Source organism: Stenotrophomonas sp. CFBP 13725 (assembly GCF_014841935.1).
GTDB lineage: Bacteria > Pseudomonadota > Gammaproteobacteria > Xanthomonadales > Xanthomonadaceae > Stenotrophomonas.
Genome location: NZ_JACYUV010000006.1, coordinates 1 through 12626 on the forward strand (window position 1 = coordinate 1; position 12626 = coordinate 12626).

Annotated in this window: 9 protein-coding genes and 1 tRNA gene; 8 read left to right on the forward strand and 2 right to left on the reverse strand. The window is 65.6% G+C overall.

Annotated elements, in window-relative coordinates; genetic code table 11:
• Positions 1 to 406: 406 nt before the first annotated feature.
• Positions 407 to 676, reverse strand: a complete 270-nt coding sequence (gene rpsT, locus IFT65_RS11790) for a 30S ribosomal protein S20 (RefSeq protein ID WP_042614258.1) — start codon at positions 674 to 676, stop codon at positions 407 to 409.
• Between the two features lie 116 nt (positions 677 to 792).
• Between rpsT and murJ the strand changes: the two genes are divergently transcribed.
• From murJ to IFT65_RS11825, 7 genes are all read left to right on the forward strand, one after another.
• Positions 793 to 2385, forward strand: a complete 1593-nt coding sequence (murJ, locus tag IFT65_RS11795; protein WP_192081772.1) for a murein biosynthesis integral membrane protein MurJ — start codon at positions 793 to 795, stop codon at positions 2383 to 2385.
• Between the two features lie 75 nt (positions 2386 to 2460).
• Positions 2461 to 3408 carry a bifunctional riboflavin kinase/FAD synthetase gene (locus tag IFT65_RS11800; RefSeq protein ID WP_188326512.1) on the forward strand — a complete coding sequence of 316 codons (948 nt, stop codon included), beginning with the start codon at positions 2461 to 2463 and terminating at the stop codon, positions 3406 to 3408.
• Positions 3405 to 6236 (forward strand): isoleucine--tRNA ligase, encoded by a 2832-nt coding sequence (gene ileS, locus IFT65_RS11805; protein ID WP_192081592.1) that lies wholly within the window; start codon positions 3405 to 3407, stop codon positions 6234 to 6236. Before IFT65_RS11800 ends, ileS begins: the two co-directional genes overlap by 4 nt.
• Positions 6236 to 6754 carry a signal peptidase II gene (lspA, locus tag IFT65_RS11810; RefSeq protein WP_188326514.1) on the forward strand — a complete coding sequence of 173 codons (519 nt, stop codon included), beginning with the start codon at positions 6236 to 6238 and terminating at the stop codon, positions 6752 to 6754. Before ileS ends, lspA begins: the two co-directional genes overlap by 1 nt.
• Positions 6755 to 6788: 34 nt before the next feature.
• The gene (ispH, locus tag IFT65_RS11815; RefSeq protein ID WP_192081593.1) at positions 6789 to 7739 is read left to right on the forward strand and encodes a 4-hydroxy-3-methylbut-2-enyl diphosphate reductase; all 951 of its coding nucleotides are present in this window, start codon (positions 6789 to 6791) and stop codon (positions 7737 to 7739) included.
• A 300-nt stretch (positions 7740 to 8039) separates the two neighbouring features.
• Positions 8040 to 9923 (forward strand): M61 family metallopeptidase, encoded by a 1884-nt coding sequence (locus IFT65_RS11820; RefSeq protein ID WP_192081594.1) that lies wholly within the window; start codon positions 8040 to 8042, stop codon positions 9921 to 9923.
• A gap of 584 nt (positions 9924 to 10507) precedes the next feature.
• A complete protein-coding gene (locus IFT65_RS11825; protein WP_192081595.1) occupies positions 10508 to 11209 on the forward strand; it encodes a hypothetical protein in 702 nt (233 codons plus the stop codon).
• A gap of 84 nt (positions 11210 to 11293) precedes the next feature.
• Here IFT65_RS11825 and IFT65_RS11830 read toward each other — a convergent pair whose 3' ends face one another.
• On the reverse strand, positions 11294 to 12262 hold the full coding sequence (locus IFT65_RS11830) for a hypothetical protein (protein ID WP_192081596.1): 969 nt from the start codon (positions 12260 to 12262) through the stop codon (positions 11294 to 11296).
• 150 nt (positions 12263 to 12412) lie between these two features.
• Between IFT65_RS11830 and IFT65_RS11835 the strand changes: the two genes are divergently transcribed.
• Positions 12413 to 12488 (forward strand) — tRNA-Thr (locus IFT65_RS11835).
• Positions 12489 to 12626 lie beyond the last annotated feature (138 nt).

Below are 12626 nucleotides of genomic sequence, written 5' to 3' on the forward strand. Positions count from 1 at the left end.
GCGGGCCGTTGGCGTGAACATTCCGCCGACCATGGGTCGGCGCTACCGGTGGCTGCGCTGACCCGTCTGGGGGAGAGAGCCCCTGAGTCAGCGTCGGCGCGCGCGGCCTGCCACGTAATGAAAAAAGAAAAGCGGTAGCGCCGACCCATGGTCGGCGAGCGCAGCGGGCCGTTTGCGGAAACATTCCGCCGACCATGGGTCGGCGCTACCGACCCGCTTTTCTTTTTCTTTTCCGTGGTGGGCCGCCGCAGAATTCCGGCCCCAACCCAGGAACCCGACGCTTTACGCGACCCACCACGAGGGGCTCAGCCGTTCGCCAGCCCAAATCACAGGCAACAAAAAACCCGGCCGGAGCCGGGTTTCAAGCAGCAACCCACACCCTGAGGGTGCAGGTAGCTTCGCCGGATCAGGCGGCCTTGAGGGCCTTGATGCGGGCGGTCAGGCGGCTCTTGTGACGAGCTGCCTTGTTCTTGTGGATCAGACCACGCGCGCTGAAACGATCGAGGATCGGCTGGGCAACGGTGAAAGCGGCTTCGGCGCCGGCTGCATCGTTGTTATCCAGAGCCTTGATCACTTTCTTGACAGCGGTGCGCAGCATCGAGCGCTGAGCCACGTTGCGCGCGTTGCGCACGACGGTCTGCTTGGCGCGCTTCTTGGCGGACTTGATATTGGCCACGGTGGTGGTTTCCTGAAAAATCGGTGTTATGGGAACAGCAAGCTAGCTAGTATGATGACTCGAGAAATGTACGTCAAGTCGATTGTCAAGAGGATGTTTGAGTGAGTTCACCCAAGATGCTGCGGGGCCTGCTGTCGTTCAGCAGCATGACAATGGTTTCGCGGGTGTTGGGGCTCGTTCGGGACACCGTCATCACCACGACTTTTGGTACGAACGCCACGACGGACGCGTTCTGGGTCGCCTTCAGGGTACCTAATTTCCTCCGCCGGTTGTTCGCCGAGGGCTCATTCGCCACCGCATTCGTGCCGGTGTTCACCGAGGTGAAAGAAACCCGCAGCCACGACGAGCTGCGCGATCTGATGGCCCGGGTGGCTGGCACGCTCGCTGGCGTACTGATGGTGGTGACCGCGCTGGCGCTGATCTTCGCGCCGCAGTTGGCCAGCCTGTTCGCCAGTGGCGCCGATACCGATCCGGCCAAACAGGGCCTGCTGGTGGACCTGTTCCGGCTGACCTTCCCGTTCCTGTTCTTCGTTTCGCTGACCGCGCTGGCGGGCGGGGCACTCAACAGCTTCCAGAAGTTCGCGATGCCGGCACTGACCCCGGTCATCCTCAACCTGTGCATGATCGTCGGCGCCCTGTGGCTGGCCCCGCGCATGGACGTGCCGATCCTCGCCCTGGGCTGGTCGGTGCTGGTAGCCGGCCTGCTGCAGCTGCTGTTTCAGTTGCCCTCGCTGAAGGGCATCAACCTGCTCACGCTGCCGCGCTGGGGCTGGCGCCATCCCGGCGTGCGCAAGGTGATGACGCTGATGATTCCGACGTTGTTCGGCTCGTCGGTGGCGCAGATCAACCTGCTGCTGGACACCGTCATCGCGGCCAAGCTGACCGATGGCTCGCAGTCCTGGCTGTCGCTGGCGGACCGCTTCCTGGAGCTGCCGCTGGGGGTGTTCGGCGTGGCGCTGGGGACGGTGATCCTGCCGGCACTGGCACGGCACCATGTCGGCACCGACCGCGCGGGGTTCTCCAATGCGCTGGATTGGGGCCTGCGCATGACCCTGCTGATCTCCATTCCGGCCATGCTGGGCCTGCTGCTGCTGGCCGAACCGCTGATCGCCACCATCTTCCAGCACGGTGAGTTCACCGCCTTCGACACCCGAATGACCGCACTGGCGGTGTACGGCCTCAGCTTCGGCCTGCCAGCCTTTGCGCTGCTGAAGATCGTGCTGCCGGCCTTCTATGCGCGGCAGGACACGCGCACCCCGGTACGCGCGGGCATCGCCGCGCTGGTGGCCAACATGGTGTTCAACTTCGCCCTGTTGGCGGTGCTGTACCACGTGATGGTGCCGCAGGAGCTGCGCGCCCAAGGCGTGATGCAGGCGCTGGGGCAGCAGCCGGGGCTGCATCTGGCGCTGGGCATTGCCAGTGCGCTGTCCAGCTACCTGAATCTGGGGCTGCTCTGGTACTGGCTGGGCAAGACCGACGTGTACGAGCGCCGTCCGGGCTGGGCACGCTTCCTGGTCCGGCTGGGCGTTTCCTGTGCGGCCATGGTGGGCGTGCTGCTGGCCCTGCTGTACTGGCTGCCGGCGTTCTCGCCGATGGGCCTGTGGCAGCGGATCGGCGCGCTGTCGCTGCTGGTCGGGGCGGGCGGGGCGACCTATCTGGTGATGCAGGTGGCGCTGGGTCTGCGACCGCGCGACCTGCGCGGGCATTGATCGGCGGCCACGGCGGCTATACTTCATGGTTACCACAAAGGATCCAGCGGCCGGTGTCGGCCGCGAGCGGAGTTGATGACCAGCTTGTTTCGAAGCGTTGAGGGCGGGGCGTTGTTCCCGCACGGAAGCGTGGTCTGCATCGGTGCCTTCGACGGCCTGCATCTGGGCCACCGGGCGCTGGTGCGCCACGCCGTCGCCCGCGCGCGCGCGCTGGGCGTTGCCGCCGTGGCCGTGACCTTCGAGCCCCTGCCACGCGAGTTCTTTGCCCAGGGCACGCCACTGCCGCGGCTCACGCTGGCGCGCGGCAAGGTGCAGATGCTGCGCGAGCTGGGCGTGGATGCGGTCGGCCTGCTGCGTTTCGATGCCGCCATGGCCGCCATGCAGGCCGAAGACTTCGTGCAGCGGCTGCTGGTGCAGCGGTTGTCGGCGCGTGAGGTGTGGATCGGGCCGGAGTTCCAGTTCGGCAACCGCCGTCGCGGCAACCTGGCGCTGCTGCAGGAGATGGGGGCCACGCTCGGTTTCCAGGCCAATGAGATCGAAGCGGTGGACCTGCGCGGTGAGCGCATTTCCAGCACCCGCATCCGCCAGTTGCTGTTGGCCGGTGAGTTCGGCCACGCCGCCGACCTGCTCGGCCGGCCCTATGCCATCAGCGGGCGGGTCGTGCGCGGCCGCCAACTGGGCCGCACGCTGGGCTATCCCACAGCCAACCTGCGCTACCCGAAGACGCCGGCACTTTCGGGCATCTACGCCACCCTGGTGCACGGCGTGTTCGAGCAGCCGTGGCCGTCGGTCTCCAGCTTCGGCACCCGTCCCACCGTGGACGGCGTGGAGCCGCTGCTGGAAGCACACCTTTTCGATTTTCAGGGCGACCTGTACGGTCGGCATATCAACGTCGAGTTCGTGGCCAAGCTGCGCGACGAAGTGAAGTTCAATGATCTGGCGGCACTGACCGACCAGATGCACCGCGACGCCGAGCAGGCGCGCGCCCTCCTTTCCGAACATAGATTGCGAGCCACTGCGTGAGCCAGGATTACAAAGCCACCCTCCATCTGCCGGCCACCGAATTCCCGATGCGCGGCGACCTGCCCAAGCGCGAGCCGGGCATTCTGGCGCGCTGGGAAGAGCAGGGGCTCTACGCGCAGCTGCGCGTGAACGCCGCCGGCCGCCCGCTGTTCGTGCTGCATGACGGTCCGCCGTATGCCAACGGCCGCATCCATCTGGGCCATGCGGTCAACAAGATCCTGAAGGACATCATCGTCAAGTCGCGCTACCTGGCCGGCTTCGATGCGCCCTACGTACCCGGCTGGGACTGCCACGGCCTGCCGATCGAGATCGCGGTCGAAAAGAAGTGGGGCAAGGTCGGCGTGAAGCTCGACGCCGTCGAATTCCGGCAGAAGTGCCGTGAGTTCGCCGAAGAGCAGATCGAAATCCAGCGCGCCGACTTCAAGCGCCTGGGCGTGACCGGCGACTGGGACAACCCGTACAAGACGCTGAGCTTCGAGTTCGAGGCCAACGAGATCCGCGCCCTGTCCAAGATCGTGGCCAACGGCCATGTGGTGCGCGGTGCCAAGCCGGTGCACTGGTGCTTCGACTGCGGCTCGGCACTGGCCGAGGCGGAAATCGAGTACCAGGACAAGGTCTCGCCGACGGTGGACGTGGCCTATACAGCGCGTGATTCCAAGGCGCTGGCCGCGGTGTTCGGCGTGGAGCTGCCCGAAGGCGTGGAAGTGGCCGTGCCGATCTGGACCACCACCCCGTGGACCCTGCCGGCCTCGCTGGCGGTGTCGCTGGGTGCGGCCATCGAGTATTCGCTCGTCGAAGGTCCGGCCCACAACGGTGGCCGTCGCTGGCTGGTGCTGGCGACCGCGCTGGCGGGTCGTTCGCTGGCGCGTTACGGCGTGCAGGACGTGGTCAGCCACGGTCATGCCAGCGGCGCGGCGCTGGAAAACCTGCTGCTGGCCCACCCGTTCTATGCCGAGCGCGATATCCCGCTGCTCAACGGCGAGCACGTGTCGGACGAAGACGGCACTGGTGCAGTGCATACCGCCCCCGGCCACGGCCAGGAGGATTACGCGGTAAGCCAGCAGTACGGTCTGCTGGATCGCTACCACGCCGGTGAAATCAACCCGGTGGATGGCGCGGGCGTGTACCTGCCGTCGACCCCGCCGGCGGGCGATGTCGTGCTGGCCGGCGTGCACCTGTGGAAGGCGCAGCCGCTGATCATCGACGTGCTGCGCGCGTCCGGCGCGCTGCTGGCGTTCTCCGAGATCACCCACAGCTACCCGCATTGCTGGCGCCACAAGAAGCCGGTGGTGTTCCGCGCGACGCCGCAGTGGTTCATCTCCATGGACAAGGCGCGCCTGCGCGAAGATGCGCTGACCGCCATCGACAACGTGGGCTGGTTCCCGGCGTGGGGCAAGGCGCGCATCCAGAGCATGGTCGACGGTCGCCCGGACTGGTGCATCAGCCGCCAGCGCACCTGGGGCGTGCCGATCGCCCTGTTCACCCACCGCATCACCGGTGAGATGCATCCGCGCAGTGTCGAGCTGATGCAGGCCGTCGCCGACCGCGTGCAGGCCGAAGGCATCGACGTGTGGTATTCGCTGGATGCCGCCGAACTGCTGGGCGCTGAAGCGGCCGACTACGAGAAGGTCACCGACATCCTGGATGTCTGGTTCGACTCCGGCGTCACCCACGAAGGCGTGTTGCTGGCGCGTGGCTTCGGCAAGCCGGCCGACCTGTACCTGGAAGGCTCCGACCAGCACCGCGGCTGGTTCCAGTCCTCGCTGCTGACCGGCGTCGCCATCGATCGGCACGCACCGTACAAGCAGTGCCTGACCCATGGTTTCACCGTGGATGAGCACGGCCGCAAGATGTCCAAGTCGCTGGGCAACGGCATCGAGCCGCAGGACATCATGAAGAACCTGGGCGCGGACATCCTGCGCCTGTGGATCGCATCGGCCGACTACAGCAACGAAATGTCGCTGTCGCAGGAAATCCTCAAGCGCAACGCCGACGCGTACCGCCGCCTGCGCAACACCGCGCGCTTCCTGCTGGCGAACCTGGACGGATTCGATCCGGCTGTGCATCTGCGCCCGCTGAACGACATGGTCGCCCTGGACCGCTGGATCGTGCATCGCGCGTTCGAGCTGCAGGAGAAGATCAAGGCGGCCTACGAGCGCTACGACATGGCCGAGATCGTCCAGCTGCTGCTGAACTTCTGCAGCGTGGACCTGGGCTCGTTGTACCTGGACGTGACCAAGGACCGCCTGTACACCATGGCGGAAGACTCGCGCGGCCGTCGTTCGGCGCAGAGCGCGATGTATCACATCGCCGAAGCGTTCACCCGCTGGGTGGCACCGATCCTGACCTTCACCTCCGACGAGCTGTGGGGCTATCTGCCGGGCAAGCGCAGCGCACACGTGCTGTTCGATACCTGGTACGAAGGGCTGGCCCCGTTGCCGGCCGATGCCGAGCTGACCGCTGCCGATTTCGACCAGCTGTTGGCCCTGCGCGAGCAGGTGTCCAAGGTGCTGGAACCGATGCGTGCCAACGGCGCCATCGGCGCCGCACTGGAAGCAGAAATCACCGTCGCCGCCAGTGAAGAGCAGGCCGCGCGCTGGCAGCCGCTGGCCGAGGAACTGCGCTTCCTGCTGATCAGCGGTGACGTGCAGGTGCGCCCGGCCACCACCGACGAAGTGTTCGTCAGTGCGCAGCCGACCAGCAAGACCAAATGCGCACGCTGCTGGCACTTCCGCAGCGACGTGGGCAGCGTGCCCGAGCATCCGGAGATCTGCGGCCGCTGTGCCGACAACATCGACGGTGCCGGCGAAGATCGGCGGTGGTTCTGATGACCGCCGTCCGTCCGCGCCCGAACGCGCTCATCTGGCTGCTGCTGTCGGCGGTGGTCATCGTGCTGGACCAGTGGAGCAAGGCCTGGGTGCTGTCCAGCCTGCCCGAGTACCAGGCGGTGCCGGTCATCGATGGCTTCTGGAACTGGTTCCGCACCTACAACACCGGCGCGGCGTTCAGCTTCCTCAGCGACGCCGGTGGCTGGCAGAAGTACTTCTTCACCGTGCTGGCGATCGCCATCAGCGGCCTGATGGCGTGGTGGCTGTATGGCACCGCCCGCAGCAACTGGCGCAGCGCACTGCCGTTCGCGCTGGTGATCGGCGGAGCCATCGGCAACGTCATCGACCGCCAGGTGCATGGCCACGTGGTGGATTTCATCCAGTGGTACGTCGGTGACCACTACTGGCCGTCGTTCAATATCGCCGATGCGGCGATCGTGGTCGGCGCCATCGGTATCGCAGTGTTCGGCCTGTTCGAGGGCAAGCCGAGCAAAAAAGCGGATAATACGACCCCGTAACCCCAAGCCGGCTGACGCCGGGAGACGTTGATAGATGGATGTTCTGCTCGCCAATCCGCGTGGTTTCTGTGCAGGTGTCGATCGTGCGATCGAGATCGTCAAGCGCGCGATCGAAACGCTCGGCGCGCCCATCTACGTGCGCCACGAAGTGGTGCACAACCGTTTCGTCGTGGACGATCTGAAGAGCCGTGGCGCCATCTTCGTCGAGGAACTGGACGAAGTGCCGGACAACAACACGGTGATCTTCAGCGCGCACGGCGTGTCCCAGGCCGTGCGTGCCGAGGCGGACCGTCGCGGGCTGAAGGTATTCGATGCCACCTGCCCGCTGGTGACCAAGGTGCACTTCGAAGTGGCCCGCCACTGCCGTGCCGGCCGTGACGTGGTGCTGATCGGCCACGCCGGTCACCCGGAAGTGGAAGGCACCATGGGCCAGTGGAACCGCGAAGCCGGCACCGGCCAGATCTATCTGGTGGAAGACGTGGAGCAGGTGTCCACCCTGGTGCTGGACCAGCCGGAAAACTTTGCCTACACCACCCAGACCACGCTGTCGGTGGATGACACGCGCGGCATCATCGAGGCCTTGCGCGCCAAATTCCCGTCCATGCAGGGCCCGAAGAACGACGACATCTGCTACGCCACGCAGAACCGCCAGGACGCCGTGCGCGACCTGGCCAAGCGCTGCGACCTGGTGCTGGTGGTGGGCTCGCCGAACAGCTCCAACTCCAACCGGCTGAGCGAACTGGCCCGCCGCGAAGGCGTGGAGTCGTACCTGATCGACGGCGCACACGAGATCGACCCGGCGTGGGTGCTCGGCAAGCAGCACATCGGCGTCACCGCCGGCGCGTCCGCCCCCCAGGTGCTGGTGGACGGCGTGCTCGCCCGCCTGCGCGAACTGGGTGCCGACGGCATCGGCGAACTGGACGGCGAACCCGAATCGATGGTCTTCGCCCTGCCGAAAGAACTGCGCCTGCGCCTGGTCGACTGACCTACGTCCGGCATCGCCGGACGTGACCCCATAACGCGCGACGCAATCCGGCACGCGCGATGCTCCTCGGTAGCGCCGACCCACGGTCGGCGAGCGCAGCGGCGCTTTTGCCGTTGCTTTCGCCCTTCACGCGCCACCGCGCTCCGCGCTCGCCGAGCACGGCTCGGCGCTACCGTTGACGTCCTTCTTACGCCCCCGCTTTGCCCAATCCGGCCACCCGCCCATCCATGACCTTTGGCCATGGGGCAGGGCACGCCCACAGGCCTAGCATCAAGCATCCCCGCCTGCTGGAACCGCCCCATGACACCCCGTGCGCTGGCCCTGTCCGTCCTGCTTTCCCTGGCGGCCGCGCCCGCCTTTGCCCAGCCTGCGCCCGCGGCCCCCATCGCCGCCCCCGGCATGCTGCGCATTGACGTCGACGCACGCGACCTGGACCGGCGCATCTTCAAGGTCACCGCCACCGTTCCGGCCAAGCCCGGCCCGCTGACCCTGCTGTACCCGCAGTGGCTGCCCGGCAACCATTCGCCCAGTGGCCCCATCGACAAGCTCGCCGGCCTGCAGATCACCGCCAACGGACAGCCACTGAAATGGCAGCGTGACCAGTACAACGTCTACGCGTTCAAGGTGGACGTGCCCGCAGGCGCCAGTGAAGTCGTTGCTCACTTCAATTACCTGTCATCGCAGGGCGGCAACCAGGGCCGCGTCGTGATGACGCCGGAAATGCTCAACCTGCAGTGGAACGCGAACTCGCTGTATCCCGCAGGCGTGAACATCCAAGGCCTGCAGGCGCAGACCACCGTCACCCTGCCGCCGGGTTGGTCCTACGCCACCGCGCTGGACACCGAGCGCCGCGACGGCGATACCGTGGTGTTCAAGCCGATCAGCTACGACCATCTGGTGGACTCACCGCTGTATGCCGGCGCGCACTTCCAGCGCTTTGATCTGGATCCCGGCGCGAAGCAGCCGGTGCATCTCAACGTCTTCGCTGACGACGCCAAGTCACTCAACGCCAGTGAAAAACAGCTCAACGCACACCGCGCCCTGGTCCAGCAGATGGACAAACTCTACGGTGCGCGCCACTTCAATCATTACGAGTTCCTGCTGGCCCTGACCGACAAGCTCGGCGGCATTGGCCTGGAACATCACCGCTCCAGCGAAAACAGCGCCGACGTCGGCTACTTCACCGAGTGGGACAAGAATTGGTGGGCACGTGATCTGCTGCCGCACGAATACAACCACTCGTGGAACGGCAAATACCGCCGCGGTGCAGACCTGGCGACCGCCGACTTCAATACCCCGATGGGCGACAGCCTGCTGTGGGTGTACGAAGGCCAGACGCAGTTCTGGGGTCAGGTGCTGGCGGCGCGCTCCGGCCTATGGAGCACCGATCAGGCGCGCGACATGCTGGCCAACGTGGCGGCGACGTTTGATCGGGGTCGTCCCGGATTGGCGTGGCGCCCCTTGCAGGACACCACCAACGATCCGACCATCGCACAGCGCCGCACACTGGCCTACCGCAATTACCAGATGAGCGAGGACTACTACTCCGGCGGTCAGATGCTATGGCTGGAAGTAGACGGCAAGCTGCGTGCGCTGAGCGGCGGCAAGCGCGGCCTGGACGACTTCGCCAAGGCGTTCTTTGGCATGGACAACGGCAACTGGGACGTCAACCCGTACACCTTCGATGACGTGGTGGCCACGCTCAACGGCATCGCCCCCAATGACTGGGCGAGCTTCCTGCGCGAGCGCCTGGACGGGCATGGATCGTTGATTGGCGGCTTGGAAATGGCTGGCTGGAAACTGGTTTACCGCGATACGCCGAACGACGCCTTCAAAGCACAGGAAACCCGCGCCAAGGCCGCGCTGCTGACGTATTCCATCGGCGCCACCGTCACCGATGCCGGCGTGGTCGGCGATGTGGTGTGGGACAGCCCCGCGTTCAACGCAGGCTTGGCCCCGGGCATGACCGTGATCGCAGTGAACGGGCGCGAGTACAAAAGCGAGCGACTGAAGGACGCGGTGGCCGAATCCAAGGAGCAGAAGGCACCGATCACCCTGCTGGTGAAGAACTTTGATCGCGTCATGCCGATCAGCATCGATTACCACGGCGGCGCGCTGTACCCGGCGCTGGAACGTATCCCCGGCACCCGCGATGGGCTGGCTGCGCTCTGGAAGGCCCGCTGATCCGGCGCCTGCTCGTTGATCCCGCGCCCCAACCCGCGCGCCGGAAATGCCGGCGCGCGCCACGCACCCCGCACCCACGGCTCCGCGTGCCTTGAACGCACCTGCGCCCGGCACGTCGACCTCACGCGGCCCCGTGCGCACACCCGGTAGCGCCGAGCCATGCTCGGCGGAAGCCTTCCCCTCATCCCGAACGCCGACGGCACTGCCCTCAGATAATCCGATGCCCAGCGACACCGGCACCGACCATCTACATCACGACCCCATCTTGCCCCGCCAACTGCCACGCGCTACGTTCCTTCGGCAAACATGGGGGCTGCCGCAACCCGGTAGCGCTTGAAGCTGATCCACCCGCAGGAGCGAAGCACCAAATGCAAAGGAAGGCAGGAATCGCAGGATGCGTAGTGCTCGTAGCCGCCATCGCTACAACGCTCTGGCTGTGGCGTGGAAACTCGGATGACGGCAGCCCACCATCAAACCCTCAGGCAGCCGCCTTCAGCAATGCGCCAGCCCGGCCCAACCCAGTGCCGTCGCCCGCAACGACCCAGCACCTGCAAGCAGCCCGGTTCCCGGCCTACGATCCGTCCATGCGAAAGGCAGTGGGCCCGAAGGCTTACAGCATCCAGCGGGAGACCGCGTGGCGAGCCCCCGGCGACGCACGGCAGCAGGTGCTGGCGCTGAAGCGGCGATCAGATGCAGGGGAGAGCTTGGCCAGCTACGAAATCGAACTGATCGTGCGGGACTGCAGAAACCTGATCAACGGCAATCCGGAGGAAGCCTGGCAGGCCCTGCAACGCGCGGGCATGCGTCCCGATCCCAATCACCTGAGCAGACTGGAGATCGGTCTGGGCGAGTGCGCGGCATTGAGCCAGGATCCTACGCTTTACGACGCGCCGTGGCTGGCGCGTGCAGCGGAACAGGGCTCGGTAGAGGCGCAGTTGCTCTACAGCATCGACATCGAAGCGGTGATCGGGCCCGCATCGACCTTGACCGGACGCGATGATGAACTGCAGGCGTGGCGGCAGACCTCGCTCCGCTATCTGCATGCCCTCGCCGACGGCGGCAACGTCGACGCGCTTTCTGCACTGGCGAGTGTTTACGACAACGGCTTCAACGTCGCCCGCGATGCAGTCGCCGTGCACGCTTATCGCCACGTGCTCAGCCGCCTCGATCCGCGGTACATCGACGAAACCACGCTGGCGCGCGAACGGCGGGCACTGGCCCCGGAGCAGCAGCAGAAGGCAGCCGATCAAGCCGATGCAATCTACAAACGATGTTGCTCCCTATAGGCGAAGGCCCCGCACCCTGGCATCGCCAAGCCATGCGCGGCGAGCCGGATCCTGACCGCTAAAACCCCGCCGCCGCCCACCGATTCACCACCCCACCGCCTGCACACGCTGCGGATCCTCGGGGTCGTAAAGGATATCCATCGTCTCCCGCGGAATCCTGGCCAGGTCAATCAACGGCACATAGCGTCGAATCACCGCGCGTTGCGCTCGACCCGCCACATCAGTGAAACCCAGCTGGAACTCCACCTGCGGCTGCTCATTGAAGAACGCGCCGGTCTGCCGCACCTCCGCGATGCTCGCCACCGTACCCACGCCCCGATACTTCAATGCGTTGCCGGCCGCATCGGCCTGCAGCCGACGCAACAACAAACGTACGCCGACAACGAACGCGCACAGCACCAGCGGACTGATCAGCAGCGGATGCCCCAAGCTGAAAAATGTCCAGCCCAGGCCGTCGTTCTGCAGGTGCCACGCCACGCCGTACGCGCTCGCGACCAGTGCCATGAAGAACACGCCGATCGCCGCGCGCAGCCACAATGTGCCGTGGTTGATCTCCGGCGCGCCACCTTCCAGCGACATATTGGGATAGGCGCCGGGCGAGCGGCTGAGCCGGGCAGGCAACGTGCGGCCGACCTCGTAGCGCTGCTGCATCGGCTTACTGTCCACCAGCACGAGCTCATCGGTAATGGGCGTGCCGGACAGATTCTCGAATGCCAGGCGCAACCGCAGCTGCGGGAAGCCGTCGACGGTGCCGGGCAAGGAAACCACCTGCTCGATGCGTGCGTTGCGTGGCTCACCGTAGGCCAGGATGTCGCGCATCCGGCGCACTGAGCGCACCCCGGCGAGCACCAGCGTGTCCACATAGACGTAGAGCAGGACCAGCCACAGGCTGAGGGACGCCACCAGGAGTGTCATCGCCCACCCGGGCGGAGAGCGGCTTTCCAGCGGGACGGGGTAGCTGGCCTGCGCATACATCATCACCGGCAAGCCGATGGCGAACATCAGCGCGAAGAACAGCAGGAACGCGCCCCAGAACCAGAGTGGATTTTTCACGGCCATGTGAGGGGAGTACAGGGGAGGGCAGGGTACTACAGGGGTGTCAGGCCCTTGTCGGGATTGGCTTTGGGGCCATCTTGCGGATTGGGCTGGATGAGCACGCGCGCATTGACCGCTTTCCGGACACGCTTTAGAATTGCCAGCTCAGCCGGAATAGCTCAGTTGGTAGAGCGGCGCATTCGTAATGCGTAGGTCGTAGGTTCGATTCCTATTTCCGGCACCAGATTTAAGCTAACAAGTTGTAAGAAAGTATCGAAAAATCAAGGGGTTGGCCGGGTTTCCGTCCAGCCCCTTTTTTCATGCCCTCCCGGTCCGTCCCGGGAAAAACAGGGATTTCCAAGGATCGTTTTTCCCATCATTT